The organism is Leisingera daeponensis (assembly GCF_019801465.1).
Classification (GTDB): Bacteria; Pseudomonadota; Alphaproteobacteria; order Rhodobacterales; family Rhodobacteraceae; genus Leisingera; species Leisingera daeponensis_A.
Map to the genome: position 1 here is coordinate 1 of NZ_JAHVJA010000014.1, position 20,788 is coordinate 20,788.

Consider the following 20,788-nt stretch of genomic DNA (forward strand, 5'->3'; position numbering starts at 1 on the left):
TGGCCCGATACGGCTTCGCTTTGTGGAGGCTACACCGCATCGGGCCAGCTAACCGCACGTCAAACAGGGGGTCAATTTTGGATGCCTATAGGGGGTCAAAGTTCCATGCCGATTGACAAACGTCCGGTGCGATGGGCGAACTTTGCCGAGCGGGTTCCCGTGCGAAGGTCGGCTAAGGGCCGATTGACGCGGCAAATTCGCTTGTCCTCTCAAGAACGCTTTTCACTACTTAGCCCTGCTTTCTTGGCCCTACGACGCGAGTTGGCAAATCTCTGCCTGCCGATTTTCCGCGCTTGTGCGCCCGAACACGTACAATTTTGCCATTCGAATACCGTCTTTCATGTTCGGCCACCCAATGCTCCGTAGGCGCGGCTCGGCTTGCAGCCTGTTCCTGTTCAAAACGACGTCTCGCCTCTTGCTCGTTCAGGTGCCGCTCAGCAGCTGGCCCAATTCGAACGGTAATGTGCGACTTTAGCGTTTCTGTCATCCAAGCTTTGCCAAATCTGCGCGCTGTTTTGGCCTGGGAGGATGTTAGGCTCGCAACTTCTCGAGACAGCAGATCATCTTCTCGCGCTTCAAGCGCTGCGAAAAGCATGAACCCGATCACCATTTCGTAGGACAGGAGCCCCTTGTGTTCTTCGAAGTATTCTCTTGCCGAAGTTTCACTGCGCAACAGACCTGCTCGCATAAGTCCTGCAATAACCGTCCGTTCGGGTTGCCACCTAACATCGTCAAAGTCGGGGCGGCCATCTTGTGCTTTCGAAATCTCCAGGACCAAGGGTGCATCAAAAAACGATTTGTCACTCACCGCGCTGAACAGACGCACGGTGAGCTTATCGGGAGACCGGTTGTCGTAAAGAAGTCCTTTTTGGTGGCGGTTACTCAAGCCCTCTTCACCTAGGGTGGATATTCCCCGCGCAATTCGATCTTCCCATAGTTTACGGTCGTCGAATTGGATCCAAATGATGTCTTGTGGGAAGTCGACATCACGGACGTAGCCTTGGATGTCGGACTCTGGCCGATCCTCCCATGGCATTCCCTGTACATCCATTCGGAGTGAGTCGAGATAATTCGCAGCATTGTGATCTAGTAAATAGATTTTCGCTGAGGCGAGGTCGCCAAGTACGCTTTGCCAATGCTCGCGGATTTCCTCAGCCAATACTGGCCGTCCATCGGGGCCAGGCGTGTTCACAGGTTGCTCGTTCTCTAGGTAGTGCCCGAACTTCAGGGCAATCGTCTTGTAAAGGATCATTGCATCTGCTCAGAAAACAAAGGGTAAATGTGATTTGGGTCAATAACTTGACCCATGCCGCGATACTCCGCTGCTTTTGCCTTCCGGTGCAACAGTGAAACCACCGATGCGGATAGCTTAATGTCCTGCAGTCTTCGCTTGTCAGATGCCGGGCTTTTCAGCACCGTGGGGCGTTTGCAATTTGGAATACCGATTTACGGCAGGCATTGACAGCTATAGAATGTCAACGATATTCACCCCCCCCCTCGTGCAACCATTTGGTTTATCAGTGAGTGGCGCAGTTGTTTTAGCGCACTCGATTTAGGTTCGAGGGGTCGCGGGTTTGAATCCCGCCTCACTCGCCTCCTTTTTCGGACGGAGCCCGGAATCGGCCAGCGCAATTCGATTCTGCAGCCCCAACTATTTAATCGCCAACAAAAAATCGACGCGCTGGTATGTTTTACATTGAATGCGCATGACTATTCCAAGTTACGAACTCGCCTTATCGGCAGCCCTTTGCATCATAGAGAACAGATTGTAGGCAAACATGCCCGTCACAATTGAAAGAAGCATTGAGGCGTACACACCACCGCCGTCAACTGACGCGATCACACCCTCAGCTGAGGCACTGTCCACTCTGCCATCGGCAAAATAGGCTTCTGCGACAATTGAAATTAACCCACTTTCAAAACTTAGGATGGAGATAACGGCAATAAAACCAGCTCCCAGAATGCCTCCCATGTTTTCGGCCATGACGTCCCCAGTCAGCAACGATCTACCCACCGCCCCAAACAAACCACCTAAGAACGCAGGGCCAAGAGAAAACAGCGCATTCAAATTTTGGTCCAACAGCGTCGCAACAGATTCGCTAAGCCGGAATCCACCAACGCTGACGTACCACCCAATTGAACCCGCAATAATCAACATTAATGTGGCAAACATTACTTGGCCATTTACGATCTTTTGACGATAGGCCGCCTTCATCTTGTATAGCTGAAAGTCTCGCTGAATATCCGAAAGATCTACCTTAGCAGCCTTCTTGCCATCACCTGGATCTGGTTTGGTTTCAGTATCTTCGTTGTTGTCAGCATTGTTTAAATCTTTAGCCATACTACTTTCTTTCAAGAGTGTTACTTTTGTTGCGCCCTGAAATCTGCTTGCTGCGCAGCCTTTATCTTCTTCTTCGGTTCGTCGCAAAATTGGTTCCGCTCATCGCCTTCCCTATAAAGTGCGCCCATGCCGGATGCTAGACTTTGCACAGTCCGGTTTCTGCGCTCCGCCGACCTTCGAGCGGGGCGCAGCATCGTCCTGGTCAACTGTGCAGCCCTGAAGGTCCGCTCTCGGGAAATTTGGCTGGTTCCTTCGCGCTTGCAGCGAGGAAGTCGCCGCGCTTCGTGCAAACGTCCGAATTGGGCTGAAACCGTCGACTGCACTCGCGGCAGCCCGTGGTCGCGGCAATGCCAGGTGTGAGCTCGCGTGCCTATTTCCCCTAGGCATCTAAGAGAGTTTCAGACCCACCATTGGTCGATGGCTGCGATTTCCTCGTCAGTCCATCCGAAATGATGGGCGAACTCGTGAATGACAACATGCGCGATCAACTGGTTCAGCTCGACATCGCCACGATCGCGCCATTCCGCCAGGATCGGCTGACGGAAGAGCCAGACAACATCCGGTGGTGGAGCCATGTCGAGAACCGATTTCTCTGTCATAGGAATTCCCTCGTAGAGTCCGGTCAGTTCATATGGATCCGCAAAACCAAGTTCGCGAAGCATGGCAGGCGCGGGCCATTCGGCAATGCGCAGCATGACCTTTTCTGCAGCTGGCCTGAAGGCCCTTGGCAGGGAGGCTATGGTGGAGCGAGCGATCTTCTCGAAATAATCAAGGTCATGATGCATGCGCTTAATATGAATTCTTGGAACGGCGTTGTGAACGGCAAAGCCGGAGGAGGGCAGTTCATGCGCCTAATGCAATCCGCAGCCTCCGGTCTAAATTGGTCTGCGACGGTCACGCTGCCCGTCCTCTGAAAGCGTGAACCGTTGCTTGTCATTTGCGCGACAATCTGGCGGGCGGCATCCGGAGTAATCCGGTGCCTTGCCTTCCTCATGCCACGCAGGAGGTCGTCCAATTAGAATCAGCCCCCTCGACCGAGCGTCAGGCCAACGATATCGGGTTGATGTCGCAGGATACAGGATAGGAACTTGCTCTCATCTGACATGAAAACTGCGGAGCCTGCCTCCTTTTATTCAGGGGGTGTAGTCACCACATCGATGCTCGTGTTTTGTCTTATGTTGTCACCAGGCCTGACCTTGCGTCAGTCATTTGCCGCCTTGTTCATAATCGCTGCCAGATAGTCATAAGTTTCTTCGGCGACCTGTTTTGCGTCGGAAATCAAAAGGTCATCGAAGTAATACCATCCTTCGCCACTCCCGACGAAGGACGTGGGCCTCGGATAGCGGCGCGCCAAGGTTTCAAAGAACATCTTGATCTCGAAGGCGTGTGAAACAAGAACCTGCTTTTTAGCCCCTTCAATGTGCTCGAATTCACATATGAGAACGCAGCGTTTCCGCCTCGCCAAGGCATAAATGCAGGGGATTTGGTTTGCTTCGCAGTGTTTGTGATGGGCCTTCACGTCAATACCGTCGCCGCGATACTTGGTGATCAGGTATTTCATTTATCTTCTTCTTTCTTCTCTTGGAGGCTTGTTTCTGCCGGACGCGGAAGGCGAACAGCGTCGGCAACATCTCTTTCAAATATGGCGCCGTAGTCTTGGCCGTCGGGACTGAAGGGGCACACACCCGTGGTTGCCAATCTGAGCCGAAGGGCCTGCCATGAGGTGCCTAGTTCAACGGCCAGCCCGCGCAGGGTTACGAAACGCTCATGGAAAGCCGCGAGGTCGGCCGGCGCCAGGAACCGCTGCCGGGCTCCCGTCTTCGGGTGTCGGCCCTCCGTAGATGGAACATGACCTTCGCGCACCAGTCGCATAGCAGCGGCGGGTTTAAGGCCGCATTGGCGGGCGAACACCTCGATGCTGATGCCTGGGGCCTCAGGGCGCTCCAGAAGGCGTTCGATCTCGTCATGGGTCACAAGGATCGCTCCGTAACCCTCACGGCCCATGTGGCGTCCGACCCTTTGAACCTTTCCATGTTCGAGGAGCGTGAGAATGGTGCCGGGAGAGATCTTGAGGCGTTGCGCTGTACTCGAAATGTCACCCCAAGCATGCATTGGGACGTAAATCGGCTCAGCTCCAGTCAGCAGGCCTTCCAGATACCTGTGGGCGTCACGCACATCCCAGAGGGGCCTGTGGTCGCCGCTGTCGACCGTGGGAGGGAAATGGTCTTCCTTGCGCAAGAGCTCGAACTGCGAGCGGGGCATGTTCAATGCCTGCTGAAAGTCCTTCGCGGACACCAGGGTGCTGATCTTGTCGAGATGCGGCTGAGCCTGCTTGGCGTCAAACAACTCCCACTGATCATCCTGGCCGGTTTCAGCCGGTCGGACGAGGTTGGCATCAACCAGAAGCTTGCGTAAGCGCCGGGGGTCCATCCCGAGTTCCCGGGCGGCGCTGCGAACGGAGTGAACCTTGCGCTCCAGCACAGGCTCTCCCATCAGGTCGTCACCGGGGCCAAGCGGCCAAGTTGCAGCAATGTGGTCTCGGAGAAAGTTCCGGAACGGAGCATAGGCTTCACTGAGGAGGTCGAAGGCGAGGCGGTCATAAAGCGCGCCGTACTTCTTCTTAGGGCCGTCAGTCGGCGCTCCGATCGTGACCTGCAGTTCCATCAGAGCGGCCCGGATACTGTCTTCGCCTTGAGTGGCGAAGCGGAAGCCCATCTCGAATGCCATCCAGGCATGCTCTGGCTTAAACTTCTTCCATTTCGGGATCCTGACGGCCCATATGGCCCGACCCAGCAACTCGCAGAAATGCGCGGCTGCGTAGAGATCGAACTGGTCCAGCCAGCTTTCCGTGGGGGTGCCGAGGAGGCGCGCCTCGATCCAGTTATCGAAGTCATTGGGAGCACGGGCTTCTTTGTCCAGCTCTCCAGAGCAGACGTCGAGTGCGACCTCGGCCAAACGCGCGGCAACGTCATAGCGATGTCCTACCTTAGGTTCGGTCCATAGCGGGACGAGAGGATGGCAATGCTTCAGGCAGAGGGTCACCGGCCGGAAAAGCCAATGTCCCCTGATGTACATGGCACCTTCTAAACTGTCGGAGTTGATTTCTGCATCCGCTCTCAAGCAGGCAGGGCAACCCCTGAGAGTGCTATCTTTGATGGCCTTAGCGTGAAGGCGTTGACCGCGGAATGCATGTTCCCGGTTGCCTAGGTGGTGAGGTGTCCAGCGCCGAAGGTCTTCGACGTCGATGGCGCAGAGGACCGCCAGACGGTGCAGGTCTTGGGGATTGCCGTTTATCACATTTGTGAACGACAGCCCCATGTCGGTGCAGAAGCCCGCGGTATCCACACCATTCAGAGCTGCCAGGCGCGATACGAACGAAAAGGCGGTTTCCCGTTCTTGTAGAACAGGCACGAGGGGGAGCGGTTTGGTCATGGCCAGGCCTTTGGGTCGTCGTGATTTGCCTTGGTTTCTGGGAGGTTGCCGATCACCACGGCGGCTTCGGTTTTGCGGCCGCTTTGGGAGTAGGCCATGAAGCGCTCAAATGCTTGGCTTTGCATGGTGTTTTCCTCCATTCCTCGATCGTACGATCCGGCTTCCGGAAGCGTCGATAGGAAGCACACCTGAGCCAGATTATCTTCCTGTTCGCCAAGCGTTTCCTCCGGGTAGCAAAACACTTCCTTCAAGGCTTGACCGAAGGTCCCGGACAAGTCGCCATGGACAAAAATGGGGGCGAGCTTTTCCTGGCGCAGGCGATCCTCCAGACCATGAAAATCGAGAGGGTTGCTGCCGTGCCAAAAATGGGATTTGAAGTGGAGGTTCGCGATATTGGCGACTGTTCCGCCGTCAGCAGGTATTTGAAGAATGGACGGGCAGGGCAACTCTGCCTCCTATGGTTTCAAGTGTAACCACCCCGACCGGATGGTTTTGAACAGCCTGATGGAACTTAAGCACCTGATCCGCCAGTATTTCTGGTGGATCTGCAATACCTTCTTCGTCTGTGCAAGGCTGGTGCCGAGCGGTTCAACTTTTCGCAATCGTCGATGAAAGGCTGTGGGCCAGAGTTAGCAGGGGGCTCACGGCTTAGAAAAAAATTATTCGCAAATTTCTATGAGGCTGATCTGTTCGATTTTTCGCATTTTCCCTGCTCAAACTAGCATTCATCGGGTGGCAGGCTGGCGCATCCGACCGGTCACTGAATAAAAAATCAGAGCCGTATTCCGAATCGGTTGTTTTCTGGGGAGTTGGCGATCGAACAAAAGCAGCTCGGCTCTGTTCTATCCTGCAAGGCATTTCCAACCTCGCGGAAGAACTTGTATCGCCGTTTGTTCAAGTCGCATGCAACTGAAGCCGAGAAGATGAGAGGTGCGCGGCTGAGCGTGGTTTTCATCTCTGTTCTGTCCCTTCTGGTGGCACTCCTGATGACCGACATCATCAGCGCCTATCAATGGGCGCTCCGGATTTCGACGGCCACTTTGGTGGTCCCCTTCCTGGCCGCGATGTTCTGGCGTCGGGCAACGTCGAAAGGATGCGCGTCGGCCATGCTCTCGGCCATTGTCGTGACGGTTTTCTGGGCCTTTTGGGGGACAGGAACCGACCCGGTGATCCCCGGCATGCTGACCTGCCTGATCGTGCTGGTGATCGTCAGCATGATGACGCGGCACTCGCCCCTGGAGTGTCCGTGCGCGGTCTACTGGGAAGATTTCCCCACAGCCAAGAGCCGGGCTGAGGCCATTCCGGCAGCCGAAAAAACGGCCGCAGTGGTCTGAAGTCTCGCCAGGCGCGACACCAATATTTTCGGGGTGAACCTTGGTTTGCCCCGAAGAATACACTCCGCCATTTTAGGACTGTTTACGTGAGAAGCGGTCCTTCGCTGCAAGATGTTCGAACTGGTAAATCGCGGGACTTTGCTGCCGTTGCCCTTCCTAGTGTTTGCTGACGCAGCATTCGCTCGCGGGTTCGGCGTAATTTTCGCTGTGAAGCAGCATGTGTCGCCAAACCGGCCGTTGAAAGTCAGCACGAGGGGCCAAATTCAATCCACCCTTTCTCCGCAACGTGGATCGACCAACAAAGAGCGGGACAAAGTGACGTTTCGCTGCAAGCTGTCACAATGGCGGTAAACTGCCTGTTGTGTCTGCGGGGATCCACCGGGAAGGTGGAAACCAGCCATTCCAGCGTAAGCGAACGGACCAAAGCTTGGATAAAATGCAGACCTTCGCAGAGAGCATTAAGCTCTTCATTCACCAGGCAGAACGTGACAATGTTCCGGCAGCCAGTGAACCAAGAGCTTCTGTCCAGCTCTGATGTCTACCGTCTTAAGTTCGTCATGTCCCTTTTGCACCTTCAGTTCCTGCCCCTGATCTGTTTCCAAGAAAACAGTTGCAGAGGCCCCTGCAAATTCGCCTCCAACTACCGTGGCTTCTATGCTGTTTCCTGCCCATGGCGTACCAATGGTGGCCAAGGACATGTTTTCGGAGCTCACCGCGAAAGCCACAGGAGACCCGTCAGTCTTTTGCACCTCTGAAGGAGCTTTCAGATTGAATGAAGAGTGCTCAGTTTCAATTTGCCACACCTCGTTTCCGCTGGACTTTAGGCGGCCGTCAAACACGTTGGATGAGCCTAGGAAACCAGCAACGAAGCGGTTGCGCGGTTCACGGTAGATTTCCTCGGGCGTGCCGATCTGTTCGATCTTACCGCGGCTCATAATCACCACCCGGTCTGCCATGGAAAAGGCTTCGGACATCGAATGGGTCACATAGACGAAAGTGATGCCTAGATCCTTCTGCAGGCCCGACAGAACTGATTGCATGCGAACTTTTAAATGGGCGTCCAGAGCAGACAGCGGTTCGTCCAGCAGCAGGATTTTCGGCTCAGTCACCAGCGAGCGGGCGAGAGCGACACGCTGGCGCTGGCCGCCCGACAGCTGCGAGATATTGCGGTCTGCAAATTCCAGAATGCCCAACCGGTCCAGCCATTTGCGGGCCCGCTCACGCCGTTCGCCCTTAGGCACTTTGCGCATCTTCAGACTGAATTCGACATTCTCCTGCACCGTCAGGAAAGGGAACAGTGCAAGGCTCTGCCAGACCATCGGCGTGTCCCGTTCCCAGGTCGGCTTGCCGTTGATTTTCTTCCCGTCCAGCAAAATATTGCCTTCGGTCGGATCTTCCAGCCCTGCCAGCATCCGCAAGGTCGTGGTCTTGCCGCAGCCGGAAGAGCCCATGATCGCCAGGAACTCTCCGCGGGCGATCTGGAAGTCGGCCTTTTCAACAGCGGTGAAGCTGCCGAACTTTTTAACAACGTTGTCAAAATGTACAATTGGGGTGTCCAGCATGGCTCTGTCCTGTTCGTTATGAGGGCTTGGATTCCGGATTACGCATCAAAATCTGGGCAATCACGATGAAGGAGATCGAGCTGACAAAGGCGAGCGAGCCGATGGCATTGATCCGGGGGCTGACCTGGCCTTGGAGGAAGCCCAGAACCTTGACCGGCAGGGTCTCGTTCAGGCCCGATACGAACCAGGCCACCGCGAATTCGTCAAAGGACACGGCCATGGTGATGAACAAGGCGGCATAGATTGCGGGTTTGGTGAAGGGGATGATCACATGGCGCATGGTTACCCATTCATTGCCGCCCAAGTTCCAGGCTGCGGCTTCCAGATCAGGGTCCATCTGCGACAGGCGCAGGCGGATGATCGCCATGGCAAATGGGCTGCACATCACGCCGTGGGCAATGATCACCGAAATCACATTCCCGGAGAGGCTGACGCGGGAGAGGAAGGCAAGCATCGCCAGCCCCATGATCACCACTGGGATGGTGGGCGGCAGCAGGGCAAGGGCCAGATAGACGGGCTTGCCGAAAAACTTGTAGCGAAAATCGGTGTAGGCGCCGCCAAAGCCCAACAGCGTGGCAATCGCTGCAACGCAGGCGCCAACAAGAAGAGTGTTGAAGAAGCCGGCCCAGACCAGTGGGTCTTCCCAGATAAGCCGGTACCATTCAGTTGAGAACGAGCCTAGCGGCAGCGAAGGGAAGCGGTCCGAGTTCAGCGAGAATACAAAGCTGCCGGCAATCGGGGTGAAGATGAAGATCAGGCAGAGCGTGATATGCAGCTTCAGCAGGCCGTTGATAAGGGGATTACGGTTACCGGTCATTTTCCTGCCTCCCTGTAGGCAAATTTGATGGCGGCAAAGGCAACTGTCAAAAGTGTGGCGATCATCGTCAGCGCCACCACCGCAGCGCGCGGCCATTGCTGCCCGGATTTTGTGATATCGGTGATCATGATCGAAAGGGTCGGCGGGTTGCCTCCACCCAGGTAAAGGGGGCTCACGAAATCGCCGAAGCTGAGGATGAAAGCGAAGAGGCCTGCGATCACCAGGCCGGCTTTGGCAGAAGGGATGATCACTTCCAATACTGTCCGCAGGCGGCCGCAGCGCATGTTGTGCGCGGCTTCAACCAGATCACGGTTCACGAAATTGAGGCTGAAGACCTGCAACAGAATGACTAGCGGAAGACATAGAGTCGCATAGCCGGTGAGGGTGCCGAAGCTGTTGTTGAGCATAGAATAGGGGCCGAGACCAAGGTAGCCTAGGAAAGCATTCAGGATGCCTGCGTCGGACAAGAAGACCTGCAGCGAATAGACGCGGACCAAATAACTGGTGAAGAAAGGGATGATCAGGACGAAGATCATCCAGCGTTTCGCATTTTCACCCAGTTTGAACGAGATCGCATAAGACGCCGGGAAAGCCGTCAAGCTGATCAAAACCGCACTGGCAGAAGCCAGCAGCAGGGTCCTGAAGTAGGCATCCCAGAACACGCTGCGGGAATAGATTTTCACCCAGTTCACGGTGTCGAAGTCGGGCTGCATCTGAAAGTTCCGCACCGTCCAGAAGCTAAGTGCCACCAGAAACGCCAGCGGAAACAAAAAGAAGGCCAGCTGCCAGATCAGAAGCGGCAGCGAAAAGGTCAGTGAAAACAGAGATGGCCGTGTATTCATCGGTTTTCCAGCGCCGGGCGGCAGCTGGCCTTCAGTTGGGCACCGGAGACCGGGGAGGAGAAATCTCCGGTGCTGGTGGAGTTACGCGCCTTTGTAGTCGGACCAGAAGTCGTTCCAGTCCTCCAGGCTTTGCTGCACGGGCAGCTGGCGGTACTTGATGCGGCCCTCGCGGATCAGGTCGATAGCGTTTCTCGAGCCCAGAACCATGTTCTGCCGTTTCGCTTCCGCCGGGTTCGCGTCATTGAGTTGGACCCAGCCCTTCTTGTTGGGGATCAGCGCCGGGTAGGCCGCCATATCCGCAGATTTCGCCTGGCCTTCCGGCGAAGTGATGTACTGGATCCACTTGCGCGCCATCTCCTGGTTGCGGGATCCCTTGCCGATCGAGAAGCTCTCGGTCCACTGCAGACCGCCTTCCTCTGGAATGGCGGTGCGCACATTGGCGCCGTTTTTCTCCAGCACGCCGGTGATCCAGTCGCCAATACCCGCAAACGCAGTCATCTGACCGTTCTTCAGCGACGAGAAAGTGCCGCCATAGTCGAAGAACCCGCCTACCTGGCCGCGCAGCGCCATTGTGCTGTCCTGCACCTGCTGCCAAGCCTCGTCACTCAGGTCGAAGGGATCGGGATTGCCGTTCAGCAAGCTGATCTGCCCCAAGTTCGGAAGGTGCCAGTCGAAGTGGCCCAGCTTACCGGTCAGACGGCTGTCGCCGAAGATGTTGTAACTGGCCGCATCGCTCTCGCTCAGCACCTCGGCATTGTAGGATATGCCCAGGAAGCCGAAGCGGGTGATCACCGAATAGAGCTTGCCGTCCTTCCAGTGGCCCGGGAATCGCTGGAACTCCGGGAAGAAGTCGTCAAAGGCATAGTCATTCGGGTCCAGTTCCTCAATGTAGCCGGCAGCGTTCAACTGCTGCACATATTCGGCGTCGGACAGGATGACGTCATAGGTGCCCGGCGGCGACTGGGCGATCAGCCCCAGCATGTTGTCGCCCCCGGTGTAGTATTTCGGGATGAACTTCACATTGTGCAGCTCTTCAAATTCGCCAACGACATCAGGCTCTGCGTGGCCGTACCACGCCAGCATCGACAGGTTCACGGTTTCAGCCGCGGCCCGGATTGACAGAAACGGGGTTGCGAGCGCCGCACCTGCGGCCGACTTCAGCAGCGCTCGCCGGGTGGGATGGGTAAGTTTGGCAGTCATGTCAGTCTCCTTGCTGGTTTTATTGCGCAGCTGTAGCCGCCGCGCTTGCCGGAGAGCGTTCTCCGAATTCTTTTTGCAGCGCTTTGACGATCCCTGCGGTGCAGACATTGAGAAGCAGCTCGCCCTTTTCGGCCGAGGCATCCTTGGGAGAGGAAAGGGTGCCGGTGGAGGGCGTCCAGTCCTCGTGCGGGGGGTAAACGTCATAGGGCGGAAATTCGGCCGGCGGGTGGTCGATTGCGTCCTGCAGCCACACCAAATCCGGGTAGAGCTTGAGCATCAGCGAGGTTTCCAGCACGCCGCCGTGTTCGATGTCCCAGCCCAGGAAGCCGTCCGGGTAGAGCTTGGCGATTGAGTCGTCCCCGACAAAATCCCAGTAGGACAGCACCATAATTTTCATATCGGTGATACCGTCCCAGCGCAGTTCGCGAAGGGCCAGATCGATGCCCTCGACTATGAACCAGGAATTCTCAAAGTGGCCGTTCACCAAGCAAATCTGCCGGTTGCCGTGGCGGGCGAATTCCTTGATCACGTCCTTCAGCGCGTTGACCAGGCTGCTGCCATCCAGGCTGGTGGTTCCCGGGAAGAAGTTCCCGCCGCCGGATTTCTGGTGCGATTTGTAGCCATAGGTAAAGGGCGGGGCGACAAGGCTGCCGGTCTCTGACGCAACCCTGCGGGCAAATTCAGTCGGCAGCAGCACGTCCACATGCATGGGCATGTGATGCCCGTGCTGTTCCATGGAACCGATCGGGATCAGAATGGGAGTGCAGCCGCCGGCAACGCGGGACTTGTATTCAGGCCAGGGCAGCTCAGCGGCAAAAACAGAGGCGTTCTTCATGGCAAGGCTCAATCCGGGAAAGTTAAGACTGGCTTTACTTTGACTCCGGGCCACACATGTGGGAAATTGATAGTAGCAATGCGAGAATAAGAAATGTAAATGTCCAGAAAGTTCACGAACCTGCAGACCGACTTGCTGCGCACCTTTGTGACGGCAGTCGATCTTGGGAATTATACAGAAACTGGACAGGCTCTTGGCCGGACCCAGCCGGCGATTTCACTGCAGATACGCCGCCTGGAAGAGCTTAGCGGCTGCAAACTGATCGTGCATCAGGGCAAGGAACTGACACTCACAGAAGATGGCCATGCGCTGATCGGATTTGCCCGTGAAATATTGCGGCTGAACGACAGTGCCGTGGCCCGATTGTCACGTTCCAGCATTCAGGGCGTGCTGCGGGTCGGCCTGCCGATCGATTATGCAATCGGTTTTTTCCAGTCGATCATTTCGGAGTTTGTCGCTGAAAACCCGGCTGTAAACTTGGGTATCCGCTGCAATTGGAGCCGTGATCTGCTGAGCAAGCTGCATGCGGATGAGTTGGACATGACAATTGCCATTACCGACTCAATGCCGGCGCCATATGTCTCGCACTACTGGTCCGAGCGCCCCAAGTGGGTTTGCGCAAAGGAGTTCCATTTCGATCCGGATGAGCCGCTGCCACTGGTGCTTCATCCGGAGGGCTGTGTTTACCGCAGCCGAGTGATCGAAGCGCTGAGCGGTGAGGGGCGCAAGTGGCGGATCGCGTTTGAGAGTCCGGGCATTTCAGCGCTGCAGAACGCGGTAGCCAGCGGCTGGGGCATTTCCGCTCTCACAACTAAGACCCTGCTTCCGGGCATGCGCATCCTGACTCCGGACATCGGATTCCCGGAGCTGGCGCGGATACATGTAGGGTTGTTCTACAAGCACGTGCGCCAGAGTGAGGCAGCACTGAAGCTGATCGACCAGATTGCCGGAGGCGTCGGGGGCTTCCGCAAAACTTTGAAGCCGACATCTGGATAGGAGAATTTGCGACACTTATGATGGGATCATATCTATTAATTTTTTGAAATCTTTCTTCGGTGCTACCGACTGGGGCACACCCTGAAGAAAGGATCAAACATGTCTGAAGATATGCTCCACGTCATGGAATGGCATAATGGCGAAAAGGACTATTCGCCATTCTCTGATCAGGAAATGAAACGCCGCCAGGACGAGCTGCGCGGCTGGATGGCAGAGCAGAACGTGGATGCGGCGCTGTTCACTTCCTACCACTGCATCAACTATTATTCCGGCTGGCTCTACTGCTACTTCGGGCGCAAGTACGGCATGGTGATCGACCAGAAGAATGCGACCACGATTTCCGCAGGCATTGATGGCGGCCAGCCCTGGCGCCGCAGCTTCGGAAACAACATCACCTACACAGACTGGCGCCGTGACAATTTCTACCGGGCGGTCCAGGACCTGACCAAGGGTGCCAAGCGGGTCGGGATCGAGTTCGACCACGTGTCGCTGGACTACCGCCAGGCGCTGCAGGATGCCTTGCCGGATGTGGAATTGGTCGATGTGTCCGGCCCCTCTATGTGGATGCGGACGATCAAATCCGGCGAGGAGCTGAAACTGATCCGCGAAGGTGCAAGGATCTGTGATGTGGGCGGCGCGGCCGTAGCCAATGCCGTGCAGGCAGGTGTGGCCGAGCATGAAGTGGCAATTGCGGGCACCAATGCGATGATCCGCGAAATTGCCGCCTCTTTCCCGTTTGTCGAGCTGATGGATACCTGGACCTGGTTCCAGTCGGGCATCAACACCGATGGTGCGCACAACCCAGTCACCAACCGCATCATTCAGTCCGGCGATATCCTCAGCCTGAACACTTTCCCGATGATCTTTGGCTATTACACTGCCTTGGAGCGGACCCTGTTCTGTGATCATGTGGATGATGCCAGCCTGGACATCTGGAAGAAGAATGTCGCCGTGCATGAACGCGGCCTGGAGCTGATCAAGCCCGGTGCGCGCTGCATGGACATTGCCACTGAACTCAATGAAATGTACCGCGAGTGGGATCTGCTGAAGTACCGGTCGTTCGGGTACGGTCACAGCTTCGGCGTGCTCAGCCACTATTATGGACGCGAAGCTGGTGTCGAGCTGCGTGAAGACATCGACACGGTGCTGCGGCCCGGCATGGTGGTGTCGATGGAGCCCATGGTGATGCTGCCTGAAGGCCAGCCCGGCGCCGGTGGGTACCGCGAGCACGACATCCTGATCATCGGAGAAGACGGTGCCGAAAACATCACCGGCTTCCCCTACGGTCCGGAACACAACATCGTCGGCGGCAAGGCTTAAGATGCGGGGGAAGGCAGGAATACTGCTGCAGGGGCTGACCTGTTTGATTGTCCTTGCTGGGTCCATTGGCCTGCTGGCGCTGGCGCCGAACCCGCGGCAAACCAGCGAAAACGCCACCAAGTGGGTTTACCTGCGCCTAGCCTTCTCCTTCCCGCAATAACACTGTACCGCGCCCGCGGGCGCGGTGCCTGGAAATGCCCGAAAATCAAGCCCCGGACAGAAGCTTGCTTTCCGATGTTCTGGAGACTGCCATGCAAGACAACCGCTTCCTTCCGAAAGGTGCAGCAACCGTACGCTTCGACAGCGATGCGCCACCGAAGAAATTCCATTTTCTTCTGCTTCCCAACACTACGATGCTGGCCTTCAGCGCTGCCATCGAGCCGCTGCGGATTGCCAATCAGCTGACGCAGAAGCCGCTGTTTGAATGGCATGCGCTCAGTCCGGACGGCCTGCCGGTGACCTGCTCCAATGGCATTCCGATACAGGTGGATTCTGGGCTGGTCGACCTGGACCGTAATGCTTCGCTCTTTGTCTGTGCGGGGACTGAGCCAGCGCAATCCTATGACAGCCGGGTTGTCAGCTGGATCAGCCGCCAGAAAGCGCACGGGGCAAGCGTTGGAAGCATCTGCACCGGCGCCTTTGCTCTGGCGGCAACGGGTGTTCTGACCAGGCGGCGGTTTACTTTGCATTGGGAAAATGCCCCGGGGTTTGCCGAGCTGTTTCCCTGTCTCGAGCCGACCGGCAACTTCTATGAATCCGATCGCGGGCTCTACACATGCGGCGGCGGCCACGCGGCAACTGACATGATGCTTGAGATCATTGAGAAACATTGCGGCGCCCACCTTGCTTCCTGCGTTGCCGACATGTGCCTGCACAAACGCCTGGGAGCAGGTATGTCGCGGCAGATATCGCCGGTGTCGTCCATGCTCGGCTGCCGCAATCAAAATCTGATCCGCGCCGTGCGACTGATGCAAGCCAACCTGGAAGAGCCGCTGGACATGGATGGAATTGCCGACGCGCTGGCTGTTTCTCGCCGCCAGCTGGAGCGCCTGTTCCAGAAATACGTCGGGAAGTCGCCTTGGCAATTCTATTTTGGCCTGCGGCTGGAACGGGCCTTTTCCCTGCTGAACGAAACCGATCTAAGCGTGCGGGAGATCGCAATGGCCTCAGGCTTTGAAAATGCCTCGTATTTCTCCAGGCAATTCAAGCGGAAGTTTGATCGTTCGCCGCACAGTTTTCGCAGATCCTGGTCGTTCCGCAGCAGCGCGACATAAGCATCCTTAATCCAGCTATTTGCAGTTCTCATTCCCTGCTTCCCCAATGCTCCGCTAAAGTCTCAGGCTGAACATCTATTGCCTGTTGGCGGCTCGGGAGGCCGGGTCATGGCTGGCCCGCCCAGGTCCAGCCGAAACACTATGACAGGGAGAAACAATGTCACTCGAACAGGGCTTTGACGGCCACTACCCCTATAACGCCGTCGCCAGAACCGGCCTGTTAAAAGGCGTCCACCCCCGGATGAGCATCGCCTCGAAACTCATGGTCATCGCCTTTGTGCTATTCACTGTAGCAAATGTCGAATTCGCCTCGAGCGTGTTCGACGGGATCAAGCTGTGGATCACCAGCACCCTTAGCTGGTATTACATCCTGATGATCAGCATCTTCTTGCTGTTCAGTGTCTGGCTGGCATTCAGTCGCTACGGCCACATCCGGTTGGGCAAAGACAGCGACCGGCCGGAATTCGGTAACTTCTCTTGGTTTGCCATGCTGTTCAGCGCAGGCATGGGCAATGGCGTGCTCTTCTGGAGTATCGCCGAGCCGATGTACCACCTGCAAGGCAACCCGTTTATCGAAATGGCCGGAACTGAGGCGAACTCGGCGCTGGCCGCCAGCACTGCCATGCTGATCACTGCCTTTCACTGGGGCGTCCACGGCTGGGCGGTCTATGTGATTGTAGCTTTGTCGCTAGCCTATTTTGCCTACCGCAAAGGGCTGCCGCTTTCGATGCGGTCCACCCTCTACCCGCTGATCGGCGATCGGATCTACGGATTTTGGGGCCATGCCGTCGACCTGCTGGCAATCTTTGGTACCATTTTTGGCGTTGCCACCACGTTGGGGCTGGGCGTCCAACAAATGAACACGGGACTAAGTCTGCTTACCGGAATCGCCACTTCGACAACCAATCAGATCATTCTGATTGCTGTAGTGACCGGCGTTGCCACGCTGTCGGCAGTCTCAGGCGTTTCCAGAGGTGTCCGCATCATCAGTGAATTGAACATGTGGCTGACCTTCGCGATCCTTGCCTTCTTCCTCTTTGCGGGTCCGACCGTCTATCTGCTCGGCCAATACGTCAATCTGCTTGGCAACTATGTGCAGAATTTTGTGCCGATGGGGATGTGGGTGGATGAAGAAGCCGGGCGCGACTGGCAGGGCTGGTGGACCGTATTCTATTGGGGCTGGTGGATCGCCTGGTCGCCGTTTGTCGGCCTGTTCATCGCCCGTGTCTCCAAGGGCAGGACCTTGCGCGAGTTTGTGATTGCATTGCTGATCGTCCCGCCGCTTGTCACCATGTTCCTGCTGGCCATGTTCGGCGGCAACGCGGTCAGCATCGAATTGCAAGGCGCTGGCGGTATCATCGAGGCGGTGAATGAAAGTCCGACCCTAGCGCTTTACGCAACGCTTGAGGGCATGGACGTTGGTCTCTGGGGCACTGCCTTTGCGGCAATCGTCACCTTCCTGATTGCCTCATACTTCATCACCTCGTCGGACTCCGGCACCTTGGTGATCTGCACCATGCTTGCGATGGGCAGCCAGCATCCGCCGCGCCTGGTCCGGATCTTTTGGGGCGTCACCGAAGGAGTAGTCGCCAGTGTTCTGCTGGTCGCAGGCGGGCTTGTTGCTCTGCAAACGGCTTCGATTGCCGCTGCTTTGCCATTCTCCATTGTGATCCTTCTGATGATGATCAGCTTGTACAGGGCGCTAAAGGAAGAGTTACCGTCCAAATAGCCCAGGCGGTTCTAGGTATGCACGCCGCATTACACAAACAGCGGCGTGCATATTTTTTGTTTCCTACCGCCAACATCGCAGATATTGAGCAACTTCATATTTTCTAAGCTGCAGCGAAGGTCTCCTTCAACTGGCTGCTTCGTAGCATCGCGGAGTGTAATGCGGGTCCGGTTTGGGCTGGCGCCACTTTGTCCAACGAAGACTTTGTGCGGTTCCTAGCCGTTCATGTCTCACGCAGCATTCGGTACTGTGGGCTCGCAGTCAAATTTCGCCGTCTGCCACACGAACATCTGCTGCCGATACGGGAACGTCTGGTCGCCGTTCCAGGCCGCACGATTTCAAGGACTTGGCCGTAACTCTGGGTGGCAGCTTCTGTTGCCTCAGAGCCATCGGTCTCGCTGCGTGAGCAGTCGGCAGTAGAGAGCCCATTCTACCGAATGCTGCGCCTGATCTCAGCGGCAGCTATGCGAGGAAAGTTGCGTTTCCAAGGTCGGCACTAGTCGACGCAATGGATCAGCCTGTCCGGACCATTTCAGACATTCCTCAGCATCGAAGCAGCCACAACTCGGCAGGCCCAAAGCAGCAGTTCTGCGGTAGATGCACTGATTGAGGTTCACCGCCGGCAGTGAGGCTGGCATGCGTTCATCCACTTCAATCAAATACTGCGATATACGTATGCACCTTTGCTTCCGAGTAAGGACTTTGAGCCTAACCGCATCAGTCCTCCATTTCCCGAAGTAGTATTCAGTTTTAACAATTTAACGAAATCAGTTTCTTGCGATGACGCCTTTTGGCGCCCCCTCTAAGCCGCCTCACTAGACTTTGGCGCTTGACAGAATAAGTTCAGTTTGCCTAAGTCCCGGCCATTCTGGTCCGGCTGGGAGACCACCCGGTTAAAAGGGAACACGGTGAGGTGTAGCCAACAGGCGCCGAATCCGTGACTGCCCCCGCAACTGTGAGCGGAGAGCAATGCTGCGATATGCCACTGCCCCAAGGGGCGGGAAGGCGCGGCAAAGCCTCGACCCGCAAGTCAGGAGACCTGCCAGGATGATCACCCTGTCCGGGTGCGGGGCGCGCCAAGGACAACGGACTTCCGTAGTGGTGGCAGTTTTCACCGTCTGCGGGGGCAAAGCCTTCCAAAGACCAAAATTTTGAACATGCTGCCCGGCATGGGCAGCCGCTTGGCCTGTGCTTGCTGCGCGGGCCGGGAGGAATGGAATATGCGCAAGGCAAGCTTGTCCCTGGCCGCCGCCCTGGCCGCCGCCCCTGTAATCGCAACCGCTCAGGATGAAGAAGTCACCGATCTGGGGGAGATCATCGTCTCCGGCGGCTTCACGCCGGTCGAGGCCCAGAAGTACGGCCGCTCCGTCTCGGTCCTGACCAGCGAGGAGATCGATGATCGCGGCATCACCACCGTCCAGGACGCGCTGCGTTCGGTACCCGGCCTGATGGTGAGCGGCTCCGGCGACAGCTTTACCCAGGTCCGCATCCGCGGCGCAGAAGCCAATCACACGCTGATCCTGATCGACGGCGTCGAAGCCTCGGGCGGTGACAGCGAGTACATTCTGTCCGGCCTAGACACTGCCAATATCGAGCGGATCGAAGTCCTGCGCGGCCCGCAATCGGTGTTCTACGGCTCCAACGCCTCGGCCGGTGTGATCAACATCATCACCAAGTCCGGCGGCATCGGCACGGAATACGGCGGCAGCGCGGAAGCGGGGTCCGACGGCTACCGGGCCTCGGCCCGGGTTTCGTCGCGGACCGAGCGCGGCGGTATCGCCTTCAGCTTCGCCCATGACAATGACGACGGCTATGACACCTCGGGCGATGGCGGTGAAGAAGACGGCATCCGCCGCAATACACTGCAATTGAAAGGCGACTACCTGGTCACCGACCGGCTGAAACTTGGCTTCAACTTCCGCACGTCGGATGAACGCTATGACAGCGACCGCACCTCCTTCACCGCAACGGATGCGGCCAGCTATGTCGTGGATGATCCGACGCAATTCAGTGACCGGGATGAGCAACTGGCTCAGGTCTATGCTGAACTGGACACATTGGGCGGCCGCCTGAAACACCGCCTGTCAATCGAACGTACTGACTTTGACCGGTCCCTCAATGGCGGTACCCCGACCGAGACCAAAACGGAAGCAGCAAAGTACCTGCTGAGCTTCGGCCTGGACGGGCAGTTAGCGGATCAAGCAGACCACCTTCTTAACGCGATGCTGGAATGGGAAGAGGACTCCAGCAGTTCCAACCCGGCCTTTGCGCGCGAAACCAATTCGATTGCCCTGGAATACCGCGGCAGCTTTGCCAACGGCCTGGACCTGCAGCTCGGGGTGCGCCACGACAACAACAGCGTATTCGAAGACGCCACCAGCTGGACCGCCAGTGCTTCTTACACTTTTGCAGGCAGCGGTGTGCGCCTGCACAGCTCGGCTGGAACCGGTGTTGTGAACCCCTCTTACTTTGAGCTGTTTGCCAACAGCACATTCGGCTCCACCACCTATCTCGGCAATCCGAACTTGCAGCCGGAGGAAAACCGCAGCTTCGATTTCGGGATTGAGGTGCCGTTCCTTCAAGGGCGCGGCCTGGTTGATGTGACCTATTTCGACGAGACGCTGACAGGCGAGATCGAGAGCTACATGGTGAACGCAACCACGTTCTCCTACCGCAACCAAACCGGTGACAGTGATCGCAAGGGTGTTGAGCTGGCAGCAAGCCTGGAAGCCAGCGAATACCTCGATCTGCGTCTGTCCTACACCTATCTGGACGCCACCAACCCCGATGGATCGGTCGAGATCCGCCGCCCGGAGCACGAGCTTCTACTGAGTGCCACACTGGATACTTTCAACGGCCGCGGCTCTGTCACCACGGACATCCGGCATGTGGCAGGCAATTGGGACAGTCAGTTCTTTGGCTCCTTTGCCACCGCTGAGCTGCCGGATTACACCACCGTTGATGTGGCTGCTCAGTATGAGCTGACGGATAACGTGGTGCTGACCGGGCGTGTCACCAACCTGTTCGACGAGGACTACGCGGACGTCTGGGGCTACGCCAAACGCGGCCGCGCCGCCTATATCGGCGTACGGGCCTCGTTCTGATC

The 20,788-nt window shown here is 56.8% G+C and carries 17 protein-coding genes, 1 tRNA gene and 1 riboswitch; of the genes, 7 read left to right on the forward strand and 11 right to left on the reverse strand.

Translation table 11 applies throughout. The annotated features are described in order from the left end of the window. Positions 1–229 precede the first annotated feature (229 nt). A complete protein-coding gene (locus tag KUV26_RS20360; RefSeq protein WP_222509756.1) occupies positions 230–1,252 on the reverse strand; it encodes a hypothetical protein in 1,023 nt (340 codons plus the stop codon). 267 nt (positions 1,253–1,519) lie between these two features. Between KUV26_RS20360 and KUV26_RS20365 the strand changes: the two genes are divergently transcribed. Then, positions 1,520–1,593, forward strand: a tRNA-Leu gene (locus tag KUV26_RS20365). A 127-nt stretch (positions 1,594–1,720) separates the two neighbouring features. Here the strand turns inward: KUV26_RS20365 and KUV26_RS20370 are convergent. The 5 genes from KUV26_RS20370 to KUV26_RS20390 form a co-directional block, all read right to left on the reverse strand. Then, positions 1,721–2,428: a hypothetical protein gene (locus KUV26_RS20370; RefSeq protein WP_222509757.1), complete on the reverse strand. Its 708-nt coding sequence runs from the start codon at positions 2,426–2,428 to the stop codon at positions 1,721–1,723. Between the two features lie 311 nt (positions 2,429–2,739). Then, on the reverse strand, positions 2,740–3,126 hold the full coding sequence (locus KUV26_RS20375) for a metallopeptidase family protein (protein ID WP_222509758.1): 387 nt from the start codon (positions 3,124–3,126) through the stop codon (positions 2,740–2,742). Between the two features lie 416 nt (positions 3,127–3,542). Continuing rightward, entirely contained in the window at positions 3,543–3,902 is a 360-nt protein-coding gene (locus KUV26_RS20380; RefSeq protein ID WP_222509759.1) for a hypothetical protein, read from the reverse strand. Beyond that, entirely contained in the window at positions 3,899–5,773 is a 1,875-nt protein-coding gene (locus KUV26_RS20385; RefSeq protein ID WP_222509760.1) for a TniQ family protein, read from the reverse strand. Before KUV26_RS20385 ends, KUV26_RS20380 begins: the two co-directional genes overlap by 4 nt. Then, the gene (locus tag KUV26_RS20390; RefSeq protein WP_222509761.1) at positions 5,770–6,219 is read right to left on the reverse strand and encodes a hypothetical protein; all 450 of its coding nucleotides are present in this window, start codon (positions 6,217–6,219) and stop codon (positions 5,770–5,772) included. Before KUV26_RS20390 ends, KUV26_RS20385 begins: the two co-directional genes overlap by 4 nt. Before the next feature lie 363 nt (positions 6,220–6,582). Between KUV26_RS20390 and KUV26_RS20395 the strand changes: the two genes are divergently transcribed. Further along, positions 6,583–7,107 (forward strand): sodium:solute symporter family transporter, encoded by a 525-nt coding sequence (locus tag KUV26_RS20395; RefSeq protein ID WP_222509762.1) that lies wholly within the window; start codon positions 6,583–6,585, stop codon positions 7,105–7,107. Between the two features lie 467 nt (positions 7,108–7,574). Here the strand turns inward: KUV26_RS20395 and KUV26_RS20400 are convergent, their stop codons facing one another. The 5 genes from KUV26_RS20400 to KUV26_RS20420 all read right to left on the reverse strand — a co-directional run bounded on the left by KUV26_RS20400 (position 7,575) and on the right by KUV26_RS20420 (position 12,363). Next, complete coding sequence (locus tag KUV26_RS20400) at positions 7,575–8,669, reverse strand: ABC transporter ATP-binding protein (RefSeq protein WP_222509763.1); 1,095 nt, start codon at positions 8,667–8,669, stop codon at positions 7,575–7,577. A gap of 16 nt (positions 8,670–8,685) precedes the next feature. Further along, on the reverse strand, positions 8,686–9,486 hold the full coding sequence (locus KUV26_RS20405) for an ABC transporter permease (protein WP_222509764.1): 801 nt from the start codon (positions 9,484–9,486) through the stop codon (positions 8,686–8,688). Beyond that, positions 9,483–10,328, reverse strand: a complete 846-nt coding sequence (locus tag KUV26_RS20410) for an ABC transporter permease (RefSeq protein WP_222509765.1) — start codon at positions 10,326–10,328, stop codon at positions 9,483–9,485. Before KUV26_RS20410 ends, KUV26_RS20405 begins: the two co-directional genes overlap by 4 nt. Before the next feature lie 81 nt (positions 10,329–10,409). Further along, a complete protein-coding gene (locus KUV26_RS20415; protein ID WP_222509766.1) occupies positions 10,410–11,528 on the reverse strand; it encodes a spermidine/putrescine ABC transporter substrate-binding protein in 1,119 nt (372 codons plus the stop codon). A gap of 19 nt (positions 11,529–11,547) precedes the next feature. Continuing rightward, complete coding sequence (locus KUV26_RS20420) at positions 11,548–12,363, reverse strand: creatininase (RefSeq protein ID WP_222509767.1); 816 nt, start codon at positions 12,361–12,363, stop codon at positions 11,548–11,550. A gap of 99 nt (positions 12,364–12,462) precedes the next feature. Here KUV26_RS20420 and KUV26_RS20425 point away from each other — a divergent pair, with 99 nt between their 5' ends. The 5 genes from KUV26_RS20425 (at position 12,463) to KUV26_RS20445 (ending at position 20,786) form a co-directional block, all read left to right on the forward strand. Beyond that, positions 12,463–13,359, forward strand: coding sequence for a LysR substrate-binding domain-containing protein (locus KUV26_RS20425; RefSeq protein WP_222509768.1), 897 nt, complete (start codon positions 12,463–12,465; stop codon positions 13,357–13,359). 99 nt (positions 13,360–13,458) lie between these two features. Further along, entirely contained in the window at positions 13,459–14,679 is a 1,221-nt protein-coding gene (locus KUV26_RS20430) for a M24 family metallopeptidase (RefSeq protein ID WP_222509769.1), read from the forward strand. 251 nt (positions 14,680–14,930) lie between these two features. Further along, positions 14,931–15,953 carry a GlxA family transcriptional regulator gene (locus KUV26_RS20435; RefSeq protein WP_222509770.1) on the forward strand — a complete coding sequence of 341 codons (1,023 nt, stop codon included), beginning with the start codon at positions 14,931–14,933 and terminating at the stop codon, positions 15,951–15,953. Between the two features lie 157 nt (positions 15,954–16,110). Next, positions 16,111–17,682 (forward strand): BCCT family transporter, encoded by a 1,572-nt coding sequence (locus tag KUV26_RS20440; RefSeq protein WP_222509771.1) that lies wholly within the window; start codon positions 16,111–16,113, stop codon positions 17,680–17,682. A gap of 852 nt (positions 17,683–18,534) precedes the next feature. Beyond that, positions 18,535–18,744, forward strand: a riboswitch (cobalamin riboswitch). Positions 18,745–18,902: 158 nt separating this feature from the next. Then, positions 18,903–20,786, forward strand: a complete 1,884-nt coding sequence (locus tag KUV26_RS20445; RefSeq protein ID WP_261399034.1) for a TonB-dependent receptor plug domain-containing protein — start codon at positions 18,903–18,905, stop codon at positions 20,784–20,786. Positions 20,787–20,788: the final 2 nt, after the last annotated feature.